Consider the following 20,106-nt stretch of genomic DNA (forward strand, 5'->3'; position numbering starts at 1 on the left):
CAGGAGGCACGATGACGCAACTCGAAGCAGCCATCGATGACTTCGCCGACCACGCCCTCCTGGTCAAAGGCCGCTCCGAAGCCACCGTCAAGGGCTACCGCAGTGACTTACGGTCACTTGCGGAATTCGCCCCGCTTTTCGACGATTTCACCCTCCCCACCCTCCGTTCCTGGCTCGCCGCTGGCATGCGCGCCGGGCTGGCCCGCTCGACCATGGCACGGCGCACTGCTGCTGCGCGGGCGTTTTCCACCTGGGCTTATGAACATGGCCATCTTGAATCCGATGTGGCTGCCCGCCTGGTCACCCCGAAAGTCAACCGCCACCTGCCTGATGTGGTGAGCCCGAAACGTGCGGGGGAGCTCGTTGAGGCACAGATCAACCCCGACGCCGATGGGCCTGAGTCAGCCCGCGACCGTGCGATGCTCGAACTGCTTTATGCGACGGGGATGCGTGTCTCCGAACTAGCGGGTTTGGATGTGGACGATGTAGACCTCGGCCGGGGCCTTGCAAAAGTGACCGGTAAAGGCAATAAGCAGCGCGTTGTTCCTTTCGGGGACAATGCCTGCGCGGCACTTGATGCGTGGCTGTCGCGCCGGTGCGAGTTGGTGGCTAAGAACAAAGAGGGAACAGCCGGTCACGCGCTGTTCCTCGGGTCCCGAGGCGGACGCATTGATGTGCGCCAGGTGCGCCGTGTTGTCGAACGCGCCGCCCAGCGCACAGGTGATAGTGACCTAAGCCCGCACGCGCTGCGCCACAGTGCGGCCACCCACATGCTGGAAGGTGGGGCGGACCTTCGCGTCGTGCAGGAACTACTCGGGCATTCTTCCTTGCAGACCACGCAGATTTACACCCACGTCAGCGCGCAGCGTCTGAAAGCGGTTTACGACCAGGCCCATCCACGGGCTTAAGACGAATAGTCGGTGCGTCTAGCAACGTCAGTGGATTGATGTAAGAATCCGGGCCGGTTTTGGCGCCCCAGTGCAGCCCATCGTGGTCCCCATTGGGCGAGGCCATCCTCCCAATCGGCTGCCCCTCCCGGACCGCGTCGCCGACGGTCACCGACGGAAAGACCGGCTGGTACGTCGTGCGGATGCCATCGGCGTGGTCGATGGAGATCACCGGCACCCCAACAATCACGCCGACAAATGCCACCACGCCATCCTCGGCTGCCAGGATGTCCTGGCCTGGCCGGGCCGCTAAGTCGACGCCACGATGGCCCGGCATCCAGTTCTTCTCCGGTATGTCAGCGCCACGCGTTACCCGCGTGGCGCTCGGCGCACCAGTCGTCGGATCCACATACGCCCACGCGGGAGAGGCACCTCCGAGGAGTGCAGCTGACACTGTCATGGTTATAAAAATGCGTTGAAAAGGAATCATGGTGTCGATTGTGGGGAAGGGGGCGTCGATAAGCGAAAAGGGCCTGTGGAAAACGAGAAGTTATCCACAGGGGCGTGCCGTAAATTGGCGCATACGCTGGAGCAATGTAGACTTACACGGCAGCAACGCGTCCATTCGGGCGAGTTGACTACGCGCGGTGAAAATGCCTGGTCACAGCCTATCTTTGATAGGGGTAGTGGAGCAGGTGCCGCCACTTGCGCCGGTCCTTCCGTAACTAATCTGCGGGCGGTTCCACGTCCACGGACTATTTTTAGATTCCACGGGAGGTGCGAGTACGGCTCACCGCTAGGGTGTGGGGCAAACCCACACAACAAGACAAGAAACCGAGATATTTACTCCAAAGGAGACATTCCCATGGCAGTCGTAACCATGCGTGAACTCCTCGACGCAGGTGTGCACTTCGGCCACCAGACGCGTCGTTGGAACCCGAAGATGCGTCGCTTCATCTTCACCGACCGCAACGGCATCTACATCATCGACCTGCAGCAGACGCTGACCTACATCGATGAGGCATTCGAATTCGTCAAGGAGACCGTCGCACACGGCGGCACCATCCTGTTCGTGGGCACCAAGAAGCAGGCTCAGGAGCCTGTCCAGGAAGAAGCACAGCGCGTGGGCATGCCGTATGTCAACCACCGCTGGCTCGGCGGCATGCTGACCAACTTCCAGACCGTGTCCAAGCGCCTCGCCCGCATGAAGGAACTGCAGGCCATGGACGCAGCCGAGGACGGCTACGCAGGCCGCGGCAAGAAGGAAATCCTCATGCTCACCCGCGAGCGCACCAAGCTGGAGCGCGTGCTGGGCGGCATCTCTGAGATGACCAAGACCCCGTCCGCACTGTGGATCGTGGACACGAACAAGGAGCACATCGCTGTCTCCGAGGCACAGAAGCTGCGCATCCCGGTCGTGGCAGTCCTGGACACCAACTGTGACCCGGATGTTGTTGATTACCCGATCCCGGGCAACGACGACGCAATCCGCTCCGTCAAGGTTCTCACCCACATCATCGGTGAGGCAGTTGTTGCTGGTAAGCAGCAGCGCGAAGAGCGCGCTCTGGCCAAGGCACGCGAAGCAGCAGGCGACGCACCAGCTGAGGCGGCAGAGCAGGCTCCCGCCGCAGAGCAGGCTGAGGCTGAGGCAGCGCCGGCAGCTGAGGCTACTCCGGAAAACTAAACTGAGGTCATTCCTCACAACAGGTAACCCCCGCGTCCAGCAGTGCCCCGCCCCGCCTCGCACGAGAGCGTGACGGACGCACGGGCACGGGGGTTTCCTCACAACACAGTTGGTTTTAGTGAGCTGGGCATGCCGGCAAGGCATGTGTCCACTACGCTGTCAACTGACCTTTTACAAACTTTGAACAACCACCACGAGGAGGGTCGCCCCACTATGGCGAACTACACCGCTGCAGACGTGAAGAAGCTGCGCGAAACCACCGGCTCCGGCATGCTCGACTGCAAGAAGGCTCTGGAAGAATCCGGCGGCGACTTTGACAAGGCCGTTGAGATCCTGCGCATCAAGGGCGCTAAGGATGTGGGCAAGCGCGCTGAGCGCAACGCTCTTGAGGGCCTGGTGGCTGTCTCCGGCAACACCATCGTTGAGATCAACTCTGAGACTGACTTCGTGGCTAAGAACGACGAGTTCAAGCAGATCGCTCAGCAGATCGCTGACGCTGCAGCCGCTGTGAAAGCTAACTCCGTTGAGGAGCTCGCTGGCGCTGACGTCAACGGCGAGACCGCTGCTGATGTCCTGCAGGCACTGTCCGCAAAGATCGGCGAGAAGCTCGAGCTGCGTCGTGCGGCTACCGTTGAAGGCGAGAACATCGCTAAGTACCTGCACCAGAAGGCTGCAGACCTGCCGCCGGCAGTGGGCGTGCTCGTGTCCTACACCGGCGACAACGCTGAGGCAGCACACCATGTTGCTCTGCAGATCGCTGCTATGAAGGCTCGCTTCCTGGACAAGGACTCCATCCCGGCTGACGTCGTGGAGAAGGAGCGCGCAGTTCAGGAAGAGATCACCCGCAACGAGGGCAAGCCGGAAGCTGCTATCGAGAAGATCGTCGAGGGTCGTCTCGGCGGCTTCTTCAAGGACGTTGCTCTGCTCGAGCAGCCGTCCCTGGCTGACTCCAAGAAGACCGTCCGCCAGTTCACTGAGGAGAACGGCATTGAGGTCAAGGACTTCGTCCGCTTCGAGGTTGGCCAGGCTTAAGCCCTAGCTCACAGCCCTAACGCAGCATGTGCCCCAGGTTCGCCTGGGGCTTTTTGCTTATCGACGTCTCAGCGCCCACACCCCATCCCGCCCCTCAAACACCATCTGCGCATCTGGGTTCAGCGCTAACACTGCCTCGGCGTCGCCTGCACACAAGTCGACCTGGGATCGTTCCAAAGCCACCTTTGACACTTTGCCGTTGGGTTGTTGGACGAGCACCCAATTGGTGGAGTCGTATGAGTCCTCATAGTTGCGAAACACATGACGGCCAAGGAGGTCATTTGCCGCCTGGCCCGCGTACGGGCAAACAAGGAGGACTTGCGTGGCGTTGGGATAAACGTCGCTGACATGCAGCGTGACAGAAGCGTCACCCGCGTGTTCTGACAGTGCGTCCTGCAGCGCGTGTTGGTCAGCATGTGTGCCGCAGGATGTTAGAAGCAAACAGGAGAGGGTGGCAGTGGTGAGTTTGGCGCGCATCTGGGTCCTTCTCCTCCGGCAGCGTAAGATTGTCGCCAAGTGTATCTGACCCCCTTTTCAAAGGAGTTGACAAACGTGACCGAAGCCACGGCACCCATGCGTACAGGCTACAAGCGAGTAATGCTGAAGCTTGGTGGTGAGATGTTTGGTGGCGGCAAGGTCGGCATTGACCCTGATGTGGTTGAAAGTGTGGCCAAGCAGATCGCTGAAGTTGCCCGTGGTGGCACCGAGATCGCCGTAGTGATCGGCGGCGGTAACTTCTTCCGTGGCGCTCAGCTGCAGCAGCGCGGCATGGACCGTGCACGCTCGGACTACATGGGCATGCTGGGCACCGTGATGAACTGCCTGGCGCTGCAGGACTTCCTGCAGCAGGAGGGCGTGGACTGCCGTGTGCAGACCGCGATCAACATGGCGCAGGTGGCTGAGCCGTACCTGCCGCTGCGCGCATCCCGCCACCTGGAGAAGGGCCGCGTGGTCATCTTCGGTGCAGGTATGGGTATGCCATACTTCTCCACCGACACTACGGCAGCACAGCGTGCGCTGGAGATCGGGTGTGACGTTCTGCTGATGGCTAAAGCTGTGGACGGCGTGTACTCCGATGACCCGCGCACGAACCCGGACGCGGAACTGTTCACCGAGATCTCCCCGCGTGAGGCACTGGAGAAGGACCTCAAGGTCGCTGACGCCACCGCGTTCAGCCTCTGCATGGACAACAACATGCCGATCCTGGTGTTCAACCTGCTCAAGGAAGGCAATATTGCGCGGGCGGTTGCGGGGGAGCGCATCGGCACCCTCGTGCAGTAATGCTCATCCTCGCTGCGATGGCGGTGGGGGCGGTCATTCCCGCTCAAACCGCCGTGAATAGTCGGCTGCGCACGAGCGTGGGTGCGCCGCTGCCAACGAGCTTCTACTCCTTCACCGTCGCTTTTCTGTGCGCGGTGTCCTTGGCCGTGGCCACGTCTGGGGTCCGCTGGGATTTTGTAGCCGCTGCTGCGGAACCCTGGTGGGTGTGGATCGGCGGTGTCATGGGCACCGTGTTCCTCACCGGCAACGTTGTGCTGTTTCCGCGACTGGGCAGTGTGGAAACAGTGGTCATACCGATCCTGGGGCAAGTGATCATGGCGTTGGTCATCGACCAGTTTGGCCTCTTCGGTTCCCCACAGACGGAAATCAGCGCGCTGCGTCTTCTCGGTGCGGTGGTGGTATTCGCTGGCATTCTGTGCATTCACGTCCTCCGTCGCAGCAACACAGGAGCCCACGCGGACGGTGGCCTCTTGTGGGGGTGGCGTGCCTTCGGCGTGTTCATGGGTATGTGCTCCGCCACCCAAACCGCGGCCAACGGCTACCTGGGCACTGTCCTGGGCAGCTCCATCCAGGCGGGCGCAGTCAACTTGGCTGTCGGAGCAACGCTGCTCCTGCTTCTCAGCCTGTCCGTCCGCACCTCCCGCCAGGCCCTCCTGTCCAGCATCGAGTCCGGCCCGTGGTGGATGTGGCTCGGTGGCGTGTTCGGCGCGATCTTCGTCGTTGGAATGGCAACCCTGGCACCAATCATCGGCACCGGTGCCACCGTCATTGGTCAGCTCGCCGGCACGATCATCTGCGGCCAGATCATTGAACGCTTCGGCTTCTTCGGCAGCCCACAAACACCCCTGCACGCCAACCGCGTGCTCGGCCTCATCCTGGTCTTCCTGGGCGCGGTCTTAGTGCGCGCGCTTTAACGCCACTGACGCACAACCGGCTCAATGGCCTGCGCCAGCTGGAGTACCGTCGCATCATCCACGGTCAGCCCGCCTAGGTGAACAGGCCCCACTGCAACGGCAGGCCCGCCTGTGAGGTTGAACAAGGAACACCATGGTGTCCATTCGGTTTGCGCTATGAAGCTATCCGCCGGGGACAAACCAGGGAAGTAGTTCACCGCGGGCGGGTCGGTTGCAATCGTGGGAGTCAGCAGCACATCCACGTCCCACTGCGCAGCCACATGCGTGGCCAAGCCCGCTGCTTGCTGTTGAGCCAGGGTGACATCGCCCGGGGTCAAGGCCCGTCCCTCACGGCGCAACCACGCCACATACTCACTGTCCGCCGGGTCCACGTCCACAAATTTATGTGTGATCAACGTACGGAAGTAGCCAAACGCACGCTCAGCGCCAGAGAACGGTTCAAGCACATGCTTTTCGACGCCCACTAGTTCCTCCAACACTTCCCCCGCACGCTCCACCACCGCGATGCGCTTCTCATCCACGGGTGCGCCGGGGGTGAAGAGGGGGGAGGTGCAGATGCCGAGGCGGAGACGTCGAAAAGCATTCTTGCGAAGCCCATGAAGAGTGAGTTGATCTGCGACCGTTTGGGTTAAGAAGCCGTCGACCGTGCCTCTGCCGGAAGGCTTGAAACCCACCACTTCACACGCGGCGGCGGGCACGCGGAGGGAGCCGCCCGCATCGCTGCCATGCGCCGCGCGGTGCAGGCCCTCAGCCACCACAACCGCCGCGCCCGAGGACGACCCACCCGGCGTGGCCCCCGGATAGGCCGGGGACGCGAGCTCCGGCACCCGCTCCGCGTACACCGTGGCACCCATCTCCGCGGTGACGGTCTTGCCGTTGATGGCTGCTCCCTGGCGTTGCAGCCTGCTGAGAAACGGCGACGTCGTGCGCGCTTTGTATTCGCGCGCGGGATTCCCCAGCGTGGTGGGCATCCCCGCGACATCCGAAAGATCCTTCGCAGGGATCACCCAACCAGCCAACCGCCCAGCCGTCTGGGGGCGCACAGAATTGTCGAGGTAGGTGAAAGCAGGATGCATCGTGAAGTTCAGTGTAGAAGCGGCTGCTAAGTTAGTACACGACAACGGCGCGCACAATGCGCGCGATGAAAGGATGAACACCCCCCATGATCGACGACGTACTGCTCGACGCCGAAGACCGCATGACCAACTCCGTGGAACACACCCGCTCCGAGCTGGTGACCATCCGCACCGGCCGCGCGAACCCCGCCATGTTCAACGGTGTCATGGCTGATTTCTACGGCGCACCCACCCCGATCAACCAGATGGCCACCATCTCCGTGCCGGAGCCTCGCATGCTGTTGATCAAGCCGTTCGACCCGTCCACGATGGGTGAGATTGAGAACGCTATCCGCAACTCCGACCTCGGCGTGAACCCGACCGATGACGGCCACGTGATCCGCGTGACCATCCCGCAGCTCACCGAAGAGCGCCGCCGTGACCTGGTCAAGCAGGCCAAGGCCAAGGGTGAGGACGGCAAGATTGCCATCCGCAACGTCCGCCGCTCCGGCATGGAAGCCCTGAAGAAGATTCAGAAGGACGGTGACGCAGGCGAGGACGAAGTCACCGCAGCTGAGAAGGAACTGGACAAGACCACCGCCAAGTACGTGGAGCAAATCGATGACCTAGTGGGCAAGAAGGAAGCAGAGCTCCTCGAGGTCTAAATTCCGTGACGGACAATCCTTCAAACCAACACCAGCGCCGGGTTCACCTGCCAAAGCCGAAAAACTCGGCGGGCCGGAACCTGCCCGTGGCCATTGCCACGAGCGTGGTGCTCATCGCCTTGGTGCTCGTGGCCACCTACGTGGGACCTGTCATGTGGTACCCCGTGGTTAGCGTTGCGGCTGCGCTGGCGATGTGGGAGACATTCACCCGGCTACGTGAACACGGCTTTGGCGTGTACCGGTTTGCCAGCATCGTGCTGGGCATATGCATGATTGTGTCCACGTGGCCTTTCGGCTATACGGGCCTGCTGGCTACGTTCACCGTGAGTGTTCTGGCGCTCATGTTTGCGCGCCTGTTCTTCCACGGCCCGGACACCGCGCCGCGCAATTACGTGCGTGATACAGCGGTGAACATTTTTGTCCTCGTGTGGATCGGCATGTTCGGCGCCTTTGCCGCCATGATTTCCCGCCTGGAGGCGCCGGGGGTCACGGGCGGATTCTTCATCATCACGTTCATCGCATGCGTGGTGGCCTCCGATGTGGGTGGTTATACCGCCGGTGTTCTCTTCGGTTCCCACCCAATGGCGCCGGCGGTGAGCCCGAAGAAATCCTGGGAAGGCTTCGCCGGCTCGGTGCTCTTCGGCGCAGTGACGGGTGTACTCACGGGCATGTACCTGCTGGGCACGCAGTGGTGGGCAGGACTCGTCTTCGGCCTGGGCATCGTCGTGTGCGCCACCTTGGGGGACCTAGTGGAAAGCCAATTCAAACGCGAACTGGGCATCAAGGACATGTCTGCGATCCTGCCCGGACACGGCGGCATGATGGACCGGGTTGACGGCATCCTGCCCGCGGCTGCAGCAACGTGGCTGCTGATGAACGTCGTCGTGCTGTAACAATTGGCTATGACGTAGCAAACCAGGCAGAATGGGCCACGTCATGAGTGATTTTCCAAAGATCCAGTTGCTGGCCCCCAAGCGCGGCATGCCGCCGAAGCACTTCGCGGACCTGACCGTTGAAGAGCGCATCACTGCGTTGGGGGAGCTCGGCCTGCCCAAGTTCCGCGCCGACCAGATCGCGCGCCACTACTACGGCCGCTATGAGGCGGACCCGTCCACGATGACGGACCTGCCCGCTGCCCAACGTGAGACCGTTAAAGAAGCCCTGTTCCCACGCTTGCTCACCCCGGTGCGCACCGTGGAAACGGATAACGGTGACACCACCAAGACGTTGTGGCGTCTTCACGACGGAATCCTGCTGGAGTCCGTCCTCATGCGCTACCCAGGCCGCGCGACCCTGTGCATCTCATCCCAGGCCGGTTGCGGCATGGCGTGCCCGTTTTGCGCCACCGGCCAGGGTGGGTTGGACCGTAATTTGTCCACAGCGGAGATCGTGGACCAGGTGCGCGAAGCAGCCGCCATGATGGCGGCTGAAGGTGGTCGCCTGACCAATGTCGTGTTCATGGGCATGGGGGAGCCGCTGGCCAACTACAACCGCGTGGTGCAAGCGGTGCGCCAGATCATCTCGCCCGCGCCGGAAGGCTTTGGCATTTCGCAGCGCAACGTCACCGTGTCCACAGTGGGGTTGGCGCCCGCGATCCGCAAACTCGCGGACGAAGGCTTCAACGTCACCCTCGCCGTGTCCCTGCACACGCCTGACGACGAACTCCGCGACACCCTCGTCCCCATGAACAACCGTTTCTCCGTTGCCGACGTCTTGGACGCCGCCCGATACTTCGCGGACCAAACCGGCCGTCGCGTGTCCATCGAGTACGCGCTTATCCGCGACATCAATGACCATGACTTCCGCGCGGACATGCTGGGCAAAAAGCTTCACGACGCTTTAGGCCCCCTTGTCCACGTCAACCTCATCCCCCTGAACCCCACCCCGGGCTCGAAGTGGGACGCGTCCCCGCGGGAGCGCCAAGATGAGTTCGTCCGTCGCGTCATCGCCCAAGGTGTGCCGTGCACGGTGCGTGACACCAAGGGCCAGGAAATCGCCGCGGCGTGTGGCCAGCTCGCCGCCGATGAGAAGGCCGAAGCTTAACTTCTTCAGAACAGAACAAACCCCAGCCAGCATCTGCTGACTGGGGCTGAAGCTTTGCCTGAGTGGAGCTAACGGAGAACTAGTTGCTGAGCTCGTGGCGGCCCTGGGATGCGCGGAATGCCTCCGGCTCAATGTTGAGGGCGCGCAGCTGACTGTCGGTGAGCTCAGCGTACGGGCCGGTCATGGTGCGCTGGAGTTCGGTCCAGTCCTTCTCCTGGTAGCCGACCGGCTGGTTGAAGGCGGTGACGGTGCGGACCTGGGACAGCTCCGGGCGGATGGCAAACAGCACGAGGCCGAGAGCGATGAGCACAGCCAGTGCGATGAGCCAGATGGTCTCAACATGGCCCTGGTGGTTGCCGAAGTTGTAGGCAATGAGGAAAGCCACGGACACCCAACCAGCGATCTGGATGGTCTTCGGGGTCAGTTCAGACCAGCCCCACTTGGCGGAAGGCACATCAGCCTCGGAAACACCGTTGTAGACCTGGGGTGCGTCATCCTTAGCGCTCACAGCAAACTCCTTGACACGGGTTAGGGAAAAGAGTCAATGCACCTATTTTGGCATACGTGGTGCTGTGTTTTCGATTCATCCCCCCGAAACACCCCGAACCTCACCGTTAGTATGACCCCACATTCACTGATGCCTGCTCTGTGTGACAATGAAGCGGTGCGCAAAGTTGTGATTTTGGGTTCTACAGGTTCCATCGGTACGCAGGCCCTCGAGGTGATTCGGGACAACCCCGATGCTTTTGAGTTGGTGGGTATTTCTGCTGCCGGATCGGACCCGGCCACCATCGTTGCTCAGGCACGGGAGTGGGGGCTGGGGGCGGGGCAGGTTGGCGTCGCTAAGCAAGAAGCTGCTGATGAGGTGAGCCGTGAGCTCGGCGGCGAGGTCTTGCGTGGCGACGCGGCCGCGGAAACGCTGGTGCGCAACGCGAATGCTGACGTGGTGTTGAACGCGCTGGTGGGGTCGCTGGGCCTGGCTTCGACGCTGGCCACGCTGGACAGCGGTGCGGTGCTGGCGCTGGCGAACAAGGAGTCACTCGTCGCGGGCGGTGACATCGTGATGGCGCGCGGCGGCGAGATCGTCCCCGTTGATTCGGAGCACTCCGCGATGGCGCAATGTTTGCGGGCAGGCAGAGCCCAGGACGTGGAATGCTTCGTGCTCACCGCCTCCGGGGGGCCTTTCCGCGGGCACACCCGCGAGCAGATGTGGGACGCCACCCCCGCGCAGGCCGCCGCGCACCCGACGTGGTCGATGGGGCAGATGAACACCCTGAATTCCGCGACGATGGTGAATAAAGGCCTTGAGCTCATCGAGGCAACACTGCTTTTTGGTGTCTCCCCGGACATCATCGACGTGACCGTGCACCCGCAGTCCATCGTGCACTCCATGGTGACCTTCGTGGACGGTGCGACAATCGCGCAGGCGTCACCGCCATCGATGAAGATGCCCATCGCGCATGCCCTTGCATGGCCGGACCGCGTGGCGGACGTGCAGCCGAAGCTTGACTTCACGCAGGCGATGGATTGGCGCTTCGAGCCACTCGATGAGGAGGCTTTCCCCGCCGTGCGCCTTGCTCGCGATGTCGCGCGCGCCCGAGGCACCTTCCCCGCCGTGTACAACGCCGCCAACGAAGAGGCAGCCGCCGCGTTCCTAGCCGGAAAGATCCGCTTCCCCCAGATCGTGGACACCATCGACTATGTGCTGGATTCGGCGTCGGATTTTGCGGTGGTACCGTCATCCTTCGACGATATCGTGGCCGTGGAAACCGAGGCCCGCGCCCGCGCCATAGAGCGGGTTAAAACCATCAGTGCGTAGCGCCAGACGGAAAGGCAGTTCGTGGGACCATTCATCCTGGGCATTGTTGCCTTCGCGCTGTGTATCGCTGTGTCGATCGCGCTGCATGAGGCCGGCCACATGCTCACAGCGAAAGCCTTTGGCATGCGCGTGCGCCGCTTCTTCGTGGGGTTCGGCCCGAAGCTTGTGTCCGTGAAGAAGGGGGAGACGGAGTACGGCATCGCCGCGCTGCCGTTCGGCGGGTTCTGCGACATCGCCGGCATGACCGCGATGGATCCGCTCACCCCGGAAGAAGAGCCGCACGCGATGTACCGTAAGCCGTGGTGGCAGCGGGTTGCGGTGATGAGCGGTGGCATTGTGATGAACCTGTTTCTCGGGTTCATGGTGCTGTACCTACTGGCAGTCTCGTCCGGCATTCCGAACCCATACGCAGATCGCACCCCGACGGTGGGAGAGGTGTCGTGCACGTCTGACCAGGTGGATGCCAGGACGGTCGCCGACTGCGCGGGCCCTGGTCCGGCCGGTGAAGCGGGAGTGTGCCCCGGCGACAAGATCTTGGCCATCGACGGCCAGGAGATGCGCACCTTCGTGGAGATCCGCGAGTACGTGCTCACACGCCCAGACCAGACGGTCACGCTTGATGTGGAGCGCGCAGGGGAGCGCATGCTTATCGACGTCCCCGTCGCCTCCGTCACCCGCCTCACCCCCGAAGGAACCGCTTTTGAAGCCGGCGCGATCGGCGTGAGCAATGCCCCGGTGGAAGATGCCGTGAAGCGCTTTGGTCCGGTCGAAGCAGTGCCGGCAACCGCGCGTGTATCGGGGGAGATGCTGTCAGCATCCGTGAAGGGGATCATCGCGTTTCCGGGCAAGGTGCCGGGGGTGGCGGCGTCGATCTTCGGTGCGGAGCGGGATATGGAAGGCCCGATCAGTGTCGTGGGGGCCTCGCGGGCTGGTGGCGAGCTCGTGGAGCGGTCCATGTGGGCCGTGTTCTTCTCGCTTTTGGCCTCCTTGAACTTCTTCCTGGCGCTGTTCAACCTGATCCCGCTGCCGCCATTGGATGGAGGGCACATCGCGGTGGTTCTGTACGAGGCAATCCGTGACCGGCTGCGCGCGCTGCGCGGGCTGCCGGCGGGGGAGCCGGTGAACTACCAGAAGTTGGCGCCGATCACGTACGCGATGGCGGCGCTGTTGTTGGGTGTGGGTGTGTTGGTCATTGTCGCCGACGTGGTCAACCCCGTGCGTCTCTTTGGCTGACGGAACCGGTGTTAGTCTTAGGTCTATGAATCTTCCCATCGGTTTGGGCATCCCGGAAGGCCCGCCTCCGACTCTTGCTCCGCGTCGTAAAACCCGCCAGCTGTTCGTGGGTGGGGTAGGTGTTGGATCCGATCACCCGATTAGTGTGCAGTCGATGACGACGACGAAGACGCACGACATTAACGCCACCCTGCAGCAGATTGCACAGCTGACGGCGTCTGGTTGCGACATCGTGCGCGTGGCCTGCCCGAAGACGGTGGACGCGGAGGCGTTGCCGGCGATTGCACAGAAGTCGCCGATCCCGGTTATCGCGGATATTCACTTCCAGCCGAAGTACATCTTCGCGGCCATTGACGCGGGTTGCGCTGCTGTCCGCGTCAACCCGGGCAACATCAAGGAATTCGACGGTCGCGTAAAAGAAGTGGCTAAGGCTGCTGGGGACGCGGGTATCCCGATTCGTATTGGTGTTAACGGCGGCTCTTTGGATAAGCGTCTGCTGGAGAAGTATGGCAAGGCCACGCCGGAGGCTCTCGTGGAGTCCGCGGTGTGGGAGGCGAGCTTGTTCGAGGAGCATGGCTTCGGCGACATTGCTATCTCCGTGAAGCACTCTGACCCGGTGCTCATGGTGGAGGCCTACCGCCAGCTCGCTGCGAAGACGGATTACCCGCTGCACCTCGGTGTCACCGAGGCGGGCCCAAAGTTCATGGGCACCATCAAGTCCTCTGTGGCTTTCGGTGCGCTGCTCGCTGAGGGGATCGGTGACACCATCCGTGTGTCGCTTTCCGCTGACCCGGTGGAGGAGATCAAGGTCGGCGATCAGATCCTGCAGTCGCTGAATCTGCGCCCGCGCAAGCTGGAGATCGTGTCCTGCCCGTCATGTGGCCGCGCCCAGGTGGATGTGTACAAGCTCGCTGAGGAAGTCACTGCTGGCCTTGAGGGCATGGAGTACCCGTTGCGCGTGGCGGTGATGGGCTGTGTGGTTAATGGCCCCGGCGAGGCGCGTGATGCGGACCTCGGTGTCGCTTCCGGTAACGGCAAGGGTCAGATCTTTGTCAAGGGCGAGGTTGTGGAGACGGTGCCGGAATCGAAGATTGTGGAAACGCTGATTGCGCACGCGATGCGCATCGCGGAAGAGGAAGGCCTCGAGGAGATCGCGGGCGCCAAGGCGGAAGTCAAGGTGACGAAGTAGAACGATGAAGTCTCGGGTCCTTGCGCTGCTTGCGGTTCTGGTTGTTGCGTTCGGTGTGACCGCGTGCACGCCGAAGCCGAATCCAGCAAAGCCTGTGGCGGAGGATCTGCTCGATGCATTGCAGGACTTCGATTATGAGGCCCTCGCGCAGCTTGTCGACGTCCCCCAGAACGCCACCTCCTCCGCCTCCGCCACCGTCAGTGGCCTGCAGGCAGAGGCGTTGGATGCGACGCTGAACTACATCGAGCAAAAAGAGAACATCGCTACTGCCCACTACACCTTGGAGTGGGCGTTGCCGCGGGACCGGCACGTGTCTTATGACGCATCGATGACGCTGACGCAGTCTAACGACGAGTGGACTGTGCGCTGGCAACCGTCAGTGTTGCACCCGCGCTTGGGTGCGAACCAGCACCTTGAGCTGCGCACGGTTCCGGCGAAGCAAGCGAGTGTTGTGTCCTCGGATGGTGTGGCGCTGTTGAGTCCGGGGGTGGCGTATCGGTTGCTCGTCGATAAGGGTTCCGTGCGTAGTGTCTCGGAGACCGCGATCTCGATCTCCAATGCTTTGGCCAATGCCCATGCGACGGATAAGGCGGTACCCACGCGCGATGCGGGGGACTTGCAGAAGGAGCTGGAGGCGGCTTCCGGAGCGTACTCCGTGGCGATGATCCCTGCTACCGCCCATGCGGTCGCTGATGCCGCACTGAAGGGCATCCCCGGAGTGCGGCTCAATGAGGAAGCCGCGATGGTCAATGCGAATCCGGGTTTTGCGCCAGACATCATGGCGCGCATCGGGGAAGTTGTGCGCGGGGACTTGGAAGGCGATGCGGGCTGGAAAATTGCCATTGTGAATGAGAACGGCAATGAGCTCGAAGACGTGGAGAAGCACGACGCGAAGCCGTCGCCGTCGATTGGCATCAGCCTCTCGCACAAGGTGCAGGTCGCTGCGGAGAAGGCACTTGAGCCGATCGCCGGGCAGAAGGCGATGATCGTGGCCATTCGCCCGTCGACGGGGGAAATCCTTGCCGTTGCTCAAACGCCTGAGGCGGACAAGGACGGCAACCTTGCCCTCATGGGCCAATACCCACCGGGCTCGACGTTCAAGATCGTCTCCGCTGCTGCTGGCCTGGAAAAGCAGGGACTCAACCCGGACTCTATCGTGCCGTGCCCGGGAACGATGAATATCTACGGGCGTATCGTGACTAACTACGCGGGTTCTGGTGCTGGCGATGTGCCGTTGCAGACTGCGTTCGCGCGTTCATGCAACACCACTTTTGCGGATATTTCGACGAAGTTGGCGCCGGGGGAGCTAAAGGACGTCGGAAAGCAATTTGGCTTGGGCGTTGACTATGACATCACTGGCCTGGATACCTTGACTGGCTCGATCCCCGTTGGTGAGGAGCCGCTCGACCGTACCGAGGCCGGCTATGGGCAGGGCCATGACTTGGCCAGCCCGTTTGGCATGGCGCTCGTGTCCGCAACGGCCGCGCGCGGGGAGGTGCCGACGCCGTACTTGATTAAGGGCAAGGAGACCAAGGCCAGCGAACAGGCGCCGAAGCTTGAGCCGCACGCAGTGGCGGGGCTGCAGGACATGATGAAAGCCGTTGTCAGTCCTGGCGGCACCGCTGGTGGCATGAGTGCTGGCGGCGACATCCGCGGCAAGACCGGCGAGGCTGAGATCAACGGCGGCTCCCACTCCTGGTTCACCGGCTACCGGGATGATGATATTGCCTTTGCCACCCTCATCGTTCTTGGCGGCGGATCTGAGGCTGCGGTTGCTGTCACGGATGCGATGCTGCGCAATATCGATGAGGCGGGCGCCTAGACAGAAACCCGCGGGACTACCATGGCACCCATGAACCCACGCGGAAAACTGACACCTGGAAAACCCACCCCGATCCGCACCGTGCCGGATTCCATTGAGCGTCCGGAATACGTCTGGAAGGACACGGTCGCGGAGAACATTGGCGAGCCGTTTGTGCAGACACCCGAGGTCATTGAGAAGATGCGCGAGGCATCCCGTATCGCAGCCAACGCGCTGGAGGCTGCCGGCGCGGCGGTGGCGCCTGGCGTGACCACCGATGAGATTGACCGTATCGCCCACGAGTACATGCTTGACCACGGCGCGTACCCGTCGACGCTCGGCTACCGCGGTTTTGAAAAGTCTTGCTGCACGTCGCTCAATGAGATCGTGTGCCACGGCATCCCGGACACCACCGTGATCCAGGAAGGCGACATCTGCAATATCGACGTCACTGCCTACAAGAACGGCGTCCACGGCGACACTAACGCTACTTTCCTCGCTGGTGAGGTTGCCGAGGAGCACAAGCTGCTGGTTGAGCGCACACATGAAGCGATGATGCGCGGCATCCGCGCCGCCAAGCCGGGCCGTCAGGTCAACGTGATCGGTCGTGTCATTGAGTCCTACGCCAAGCGCTTCGGCTACAACGTGGTCACCGACTTCACTGGCCACGGCGTGGGCCCCACCTTCCATAATGGGCTGGTGGTGCTCCACTACGACTCTGATGCGTACACGGACGTGTTGGAACCAGGCATGACGCTCACGATCGAGCCCATGATTAACCTCGGCGGGCTCGACTACGAGATCTGGGACGATGGCTGGACCGTCCAGAACACCGACGGCGAGTACACAGCCCAGTTTGAGCACACCATCCTCATCACCGAGGACGGCAACGAGATCCTCACCCTCCCTGATTCCCAGCGCTAACCATTAGACCGCGGTACATCGCGCCGAACCAGGAGGGCAAACAAAAAGAAGACCGCGGGATACGCGGTCTTCTTAAAGTATCTAGCGCGCAGCTTCTAGAACTGCGGGACGCTGAGATTTAGAGCTGCGGCAGCAGGCCCTCGTGCAGAGCCCAGTTGCCCAGGCCGATCAGTGCGCCGAGGCCAGCGAGCAGTGCGAACCAGTCGATAGCGTCGCGCCACATCAGTGCCCACTGCGGGGTTTCGCCGTCCTTCTTTTCCTTGCCGAACAGGAAGGTGAGGAATGCCGGCTTATCTGCGTCGGTAGCGTGACCGAATCCAGAGAAGCCCTTGCCACTGGACATACCATCAAAGCCCTGCTTCAGGACGTCCTTGATCTCAGTGTTGTTCGGGTTCTTGGTGCTGGAGCCGGAGACGAATGCGGACGGAGCGGTCTCCTTGGCCTCCTCAGCGCCAGCGACGGTGACGCCACCGAAAGCGACGGCGGTTGCGGTTGCTGCAGCGAGAGCTGCGTTGCGGAACTTACGCATGTTGTTTCCTTACTTTCTAGAAGTTGAAATGAGTATGGGAGTTCGAACGCAGTTACTTAGCGTGCGGGCCGTACTTGATGAAGTTGTCGATCGGAGCGATGATCATGCCGAGCACAGCTGCCGCACCGAGGATAACGGTCAGGGAGTAGAGGAGCTTCGCGCCAACCGGCTGCTCGGAGAGGCTGCTCTGGGTGCCGAAGATCTCGCGACCCTTCAGGGTGTCAGACTCGGTCTCAGCGCCCTCGATCTTGAAGATTTCCTTGCCGATCTTGTTTGCCAGGCTTCCGCCCTGCTGGGAGCTCTGCTGGGTCTGAGCGTTGGCATCCTCGGCGATTGCGACGGAGGTGCTGCCGAAGGTCAGCGCGACTGCGGTTGCGCCTGCGAGGGCGATGTTGCGAAGGTTACGCATATTTACGATTCCTTTTCTAGTCCAATATGGAGAACGGGTGCGCGGTGGCACTCGGTTCGCTTCCAGGGAACGTTGAACAGGCTAGCGCATTCATGCTGGTAGACGCAAAAGTTGGCGGGTTTTAACTGTGAAAAACTTAGGAGCATGCTCAGGTTGATTACTGAACGGTGAAAGTTTTTGGCTTAGACCTCGGGAAAAGTGAAATCGAGGCCTAAGATGGCGTTCTCAGTTACCTCACCTAATGCGGGGTGAATCCAATATTGGTGGCGGGCAACGTCGCGCAGATCAAGGTCGAAAGCCATCACCGTGATCATTTGCTGGATGAGGGTCGATGCCTGCGGCCCCATGTAGTGTGCGCCGAGGAGGCGGGCGGTGCTCCGGTCGGCGACAAGTTTCACAATTGAGGTGGTGTCCTCCATCGCCCAGCCGTAGGCGACGTCGCCGTAGTTCTGGATCTTGCAGGTGACGTCGTAGCCTGCCTCGATAGCCTGTTGTTCCGTGAGACCAACGGTAGCGATCTGCGGGGAGGTGAACACCGCGGATGGCACGTGGTCATGGGGCATGGGCACCATGCCGGATTCATCGCCGGCAGCAACGCGCAGGATGTTGTGGCGTACCGCGCGTAGTTCCGCGTTGGCCACGTGCTTGAGCATGAAGGGCGAGGAGACATCGCCCAGCGCCCACACGCCATCAGCGGTGGTGCGACCGAACTCATCAACTTTCACGCGGCCATCCTCATGCAGTTCCACACCGCCAGCAGCCGCGCCGAGGCGGTCGCCGTTGGGCACACGGCCAGTGGCGACGAGGAGGGCGGAGGAGGTGACGGCGGTGCCGTCGTCAAGCATGAGCGTGACGCCGTGGTCATCGTGGGACGCGGAGGCAACGGTGCGGCCAAGGTGCGTTTCGTAGCGGTCCGTAGCCAGCGTATTAAAGCGTGCAGCCAGGTCACGGTCTAGATGGCGCATCAAAGGCGAACGGTTCACAATGCGCACGTGGGTGCCCAGGGATTGGAAGATGTGCGCGAATTCCATCGCGATATACCCGCCACCGAGGATGGTCAGGGACTCGGGCTGCGCGGGCAGGCGCATGACGGATTCGTTGGTCAGGTACGGCACGCCGGATTCAGCGATGACATCCGGGATGAAAGAACGGGACCCAGCTGCCAGGACGATCGTGTCGGCGGTGATCTCCGCAGGCTCACCATCGCGGGAGGTGCGAATGGTCTTCGGGCCGATGAACTCAGCATGCCCGTCGTAGATGTCGATGTTCGGGCACTCATCGCCGCGCCGGTACTCCTCACCACCGCGCGAGATCGCGTCGATGCGGTTGGTGAACACGCGGTCCACGATCGCCGGCCAGTCCGCCCCCTCGAAGGAGGTACGGATGTTGAGGCGCGCCGATTCCGCCGCTGATTCCGCGGTATCCGCCGCGACAACGAACATCTTCGTGGGGATGCAGCCGTGGTTGAGGCAGGTGCCGCCGAAGCGCGGGGCTTCGTCGATAAGCGCGATGCTCTTGCCGTCGAACTCGGGTGTGGGAAAAGAATTGCCGGAGCCGGAGCCCAGCACAATGTAGTCATAATGCGTCATTATTGAGCCTTTCGCTTTTCGACGAGCCCCTCCAGCCACCCATCCAACTCCCGGAACGCATTCTGGCGGGCGAGTGGGGCGGAGAGGAAAACATCATGAAGAGCGCCGTCAATGACGGCAGTGGTGGAACCAGGTGCGCTGGAGACATGCGGTGCCCAGTGCTGAATCTGCTTCACATCGAGCACTGTGTCCGCCGTATCGGCCGCCGCTGAATACGGTTTGCTCAGGTACGAATGCGAGGAACACAGCGTGAGAGTGGGCACGCCGGAGTCCACTGCGCCTTCGTGGATGTCCTTCTGGGCGACCATGACCGCGCGGAACCAGCCGAGAAACTTCTTGTGGCCGCCCATGGCTTTCTTTTCCGTGTCATAGTCCCAGCGACCATGCGCACCCTTATAAATAGATTCTCCGTAGGTTCCCTCACCGATCGAGGGGAGCGGGAACAAAGGGAAGCGCTTGCCCGCGGCATTCACAAGGGGAGTTGCTACCGCTACCACCCAGGAAGGGAACTGCATATCCAGCCACGGGCTGTTGAGCACCTGTCCGGCAACGAGCGCGTGCGTTGTCGGGTCATGCCGGCGCAGATGATCCAGCCACAGCGGGGTGATGAGGCCACCGGTGGAATGCGCCAGGGGAATGACGCTGCCGTGTTTCTCGGCGATGCGCTTGGTTGCCTCCGTCAGCTCGTCGAAGTAGTAGCGCATGTCCGTGGTGTAGTGCCAGCGCTGACCGCTGCGGTGGGCACGGCCGCATTTGCGCAGATCCAGCGCGTAGAAGGGGTAGCCGAGCTCCTTGTAGTGCTGTGCCACATGGTCCTGGAAGAAGTAGTCCGACATGCCATGCACCCACAGCAGAGCCGGCTTGCCCGTCACCTCATCCGGGAGCGCCTGCACCAGAACCGCAGACACGTCCCCCGCGTCATCCGGATCAGGTCCAAGGGGCAACGTGGCGCTCCGGTAATTACTGCCGAGTTCGTCCGTGGTCCAACTCAAGGAATCGAGATTCATGTCACACATCATAGGGGGCTGGATTTTAGTTTGATGCGGACATTT

At 61.9% G+C, this 20,106-nt stretch carries 21 protein-coding genes; 13 read left to right on the forward strand and 8 right to left on the reverse strand.

Annotated elements, in window-relative coordinates; translation table 11 throughout:
* The first annotated feature begins 11 nt into the window (after window positions 1-11).
* A complete protein-coding gene (locus QP968_RS01650; protein WP_284854646.1) occupies window positions 12-908 on the forward strand; it encodes a tyrosine recombinase XerC in 897 nt (298 codons plus the stop codon).
* On the opposite strand, the gene QP968_RS01655 is transcribed toward QP968_RS01650, so the two are convergent.
* On the reverse strand, window positions 856-1,347 hold the full coding sequence (locus QP968_RS01655; RefSeq protein ID WP_284854648.1) for a M23 family metallopeptidase: 492 nt from the start codon (window positions 1,345-1,347) through the stop codon (window positions 856-858). The genes QP968_RS01650 and QP968_RS01655 overlap by 53 nt on opposite strands.
* Window positions 1,348-1,752: 405 nt before the next feature.
* On the opposite strand from QP968_RS01655, the gene rpsB reads away from it, so the two are divergent.
* Complete coding sequence (gene rpsB, locus QP968_RS01660) at window positions 1,753-2,571, forward strand: 30S ribosomal protein S2 (protein ID WP_284854650.1); 819 nt, start codon at window positions 1,753-1,755, stop codon at window positions 2,569-2,571.
* A 213-nt stretch (window positions 2,572-2,784) separates the two neighbouring features.
* The gene (tsf, locus tag QP968_RS01665; RefSeq protein WP_284854652.1) at window positions 2,785-3,603 is read left to right on the forward strand and encodes a translation elongation factor Ts; all 819 of its coding nucleotides are present in this window, start codon (window positions 2,785-2,787) and stop codon (window positions 3,601-3,603) included.
* A gap of 57 nt (window positions 3,604-3,660) precedes the next feature.
* Here the strand turns inward: tsf and QP968_RS01670 are convergent, their stop codons facing one another.
* Window positions 3,661-4,080, reverse strand: coding sequence for a hypothetical protein (locus tag QP968_RS01670; protein ID WP_284854653.1), 420 nt, complete (start codon window positions 4,078-4,080; stop codon window positions 3,661-3,663).
* Between the two features lie 96 nt (window positions 4,081-4,176).
* Between QP968_RS01670 and pyrH the strand changes: the two genes are divergently transcribed.
* Complete coding sequence (pyrH, locus tag QP968_RS01675; protein WP_274708420.1) at window positions 4,177-4,884, forward strand: UMP kinase; 708 nt, start codon at window positions 4,177-4,179, stop codon at window positions 4,882-4,884.
* A complete protein-coding gene (locus tag QP968_RS01680) occupies window positions 4,884-5,798 on the forward strand; it encodes a DMT family transporter (RefSeq protein WP_284854656.1) in 915 nt (304 codons plus the stop codon). Before pyrH ends, QP968_RS01680 begins: the two co-directional genes overlap by 1 nt.
* On the opposite strand, the gene QP968_RS01685 is transcribed toward QP968_RS01680, so the two are convergent.
* Complete coding sequence (locus tag QP968_RS01685; protein ID WP_284854658.1) at window positions 5,795-6,874, reverse strand: amidase family protein; 1,080 nt, start codon at window positions 6,872-6,874, stop codon at window positions 5,795-5,797. The genes QP968_RS01680 and QP968_RS01685 overlap by 4 nt on opposite strands.
* 86 nt (window positions 6,875-6,960) lie before the next feature.
* Here QP968_RS01685 and frr point away from each other — a divergent pair, with 86 nt between their 5' ends.
* Genes frr through rlmN form a run of 3 tightly spaced genes read left to right on the forward strand, consistent with a single transcriptional unit; the run spans window position 6,961 to window position 9,561 of the window.
* Window positions 6,961-7,518 carry a ribosome recycling factor gene (gene frr, locus QP968_RS01690; protein ID WP_284854660.1) on the forward strand — a complete coding sequence of 186 codons (558 nt, stop codon included), beginning with the start codon at window positions 6,961-6,963 and terminating at the stop codon, window positions 7,516-7,518.
* A gap of 5 nt (window positions 7,519-7,523) precedes the next feature.
* Window positions 7,524-8,411 carry a phosphatidate cytidylyltransferase gene (locus QP968_RS01695; protein WP_284854662.1) on the forward strand — a complete coding sequence of 296 codons (888 nt, stop codon included), beginning with the start codon at window positions 7,524-7,526 and terminating at the stop codon, window positions 8,409-8,411.
* A gap of 43 nt (window positions 8,412-8,454) precedes the next feature.
* Entirely contained in the window at window positions 8,455-9,561 is a 1,107-nt protein-coding gene (rlmN, locus tag QP968_RS01700; protein ID WP_284854663.1) for a dual-specificity RNA methyltransferase RlmN, read from the forward strand.
* Between the two features lie 79 nt (window positions 9,562-9,640).
* On the opposite strand, the gene QP968_RS01705 is transcribed toward rlmN, so the two are convergent.
* Complete coding sequence (locus QP968_RS01705) at window positions 9,641-10,069, reverse strand: DUF2631 domain-containing protein (protein WP_284854665.1); 429 nt, start codon at window positions 10,067-10,069, stop codon at window positions 9,641-9,643.
* 129 nt (window positions 10,070-10,198) lie between these two features.
* Between QP968_RS01705 and dxr the strand changes: the two genes are divergently transcribed.
* Genes dxr through map form a run of 5 tightly spaced genes read left to right on the forward strand, consistent with a single transcriptional unit; the run spans window position 10,199 to window position 16,527 of the window.
* Window positions 10,199-11,380, forward strand: coding sequence for a 1-deoxy-D-xylulose-5-phosphate reductoisomerase (gene dxr / locus QP968_RS01710; protein WP_284854834.1), 1,182 nt, complete (start codon window positions 10,199-10,201; stop codon window positions 11,378-11,380).
* Between the two features lie 21 nt (window positions 11,381-11,401).
* Window positions 11,402-12,613: a M50 family metallopeptidase gene (locus QP968_RS01715; RefSeq protein ID WP_284854667.1), complete on the forward strand. Its 1,212-nt coding sequence runs from the start codon at window positions 11,402-11,404 to the stop codon at window positions 12,611-12,613.
* A gap of 25 nt (window positions 12,614-12,638) precedes the next feature.
* Window positions 12,639-13,802, forward strand: coding sequence for a flavodoxin-dependent (E)-4-hydroxy-3-methylbut-2-enyl-diphosphate synthase (gene ispG, locus QP968_RS01720; RefSeq protein WP_284854669.1), 1,164 nt, complete (start codon window positions 12,639-12,641; stop codon window positions 13,800-13,802).
* A 4-nt stretch (window positions 13,803-13,806) separates the two neighbouring features.
* Window positions 13,807-15,624: a penicillin-binding transpeptidase domain-containing protein gene (locus tag QP968_RS01725; RefSeq protein WP_284854671.1), complete on the forward strand. Its 1,818-nt coding sequence runs from the start codon at window positions 13,807-13,809 to the stop codon at window positions 15,622-15,624.
* Between the two features lie 30 nt (window positions 15,625-15,654).
* Window positions 15,655-16,527, forward strand: a complete 873-nt coding sequence (map, locus tag QP968_RS01730; RefSeq protein ID WP_269964800.1) for a type I methionyl aminopeptidase — start codon at window positions 15,655-15,657, stop codon at window positions 16,525-16,527.
* 118 nt (window positions 16,528-16,645) lie between these two features.
* Here the strand turns inward: map and QP968_RS01735 are convergent, their stop codons facing one another.
* The 4 genes from QP968_RS01735 to QP968_RS01750 form a co-directional block, all read right to left on the reverse strand.
* Complete coding sequence (locus tag QP968_RS01735; RefSeq protein WP_284854674.1) at window positions 16,646-17,056, reverse strand: hypothetical protein; 411 nt, start codon at window positions 17,054-17,056, stop codon at window positions 16,646-16,648.
* A 52-nt stretch (window positions 17,057-17,108) separates the two neighbouring features.
* Window positions 17,109-17,465, reverse strand: a complete 357-nt coding sequence (locus QP968_RS01740; protein WP_284854676.1) for a hypothetical protein — start codon at window positions 17,463-17,465, stop codon at window positions 17,109-17,111.
* A gap of 182 nt (window positions 17,466-17,647) precedes the next feature.
* Window positions 17,648-19,054, reverse strand: coding sequence for a mycothione reductase (gene mtr, locus QP968_RS01745; RefSeq protein ID WP_284854678.1), 1,407 nt, complete (start codon window positions 19,052-19,054; stop codon window positions 17,648-17,650).
* On the reverse strand, window positions 19,054-20,061 hold the full coding sequence (locus QP968_RS01750; RefSeq protein WP_284854680.1) for an alpha/beta hydrolase: 1,008 nt from the start codon (window positions 20,059-20,061) through the stop codon (window positions 19,054-19,056). Before QP968_RS01750 ends, mtr begins: the two co-directional genes overlap by 1 nt.
* Between the last annotated feature and the right edge of the window lie 45 nt (window positions 20,062-20,106).

Origin of the sequence: Corynebacterium sp. MSK041 (assembly GCF_030232265.1) — a bacterium.
GTDB lineage: Bacteria > Actinomycetota > Actinomycetes > Mycobacteriales > Mycobacteriaceae > Corynebacterium.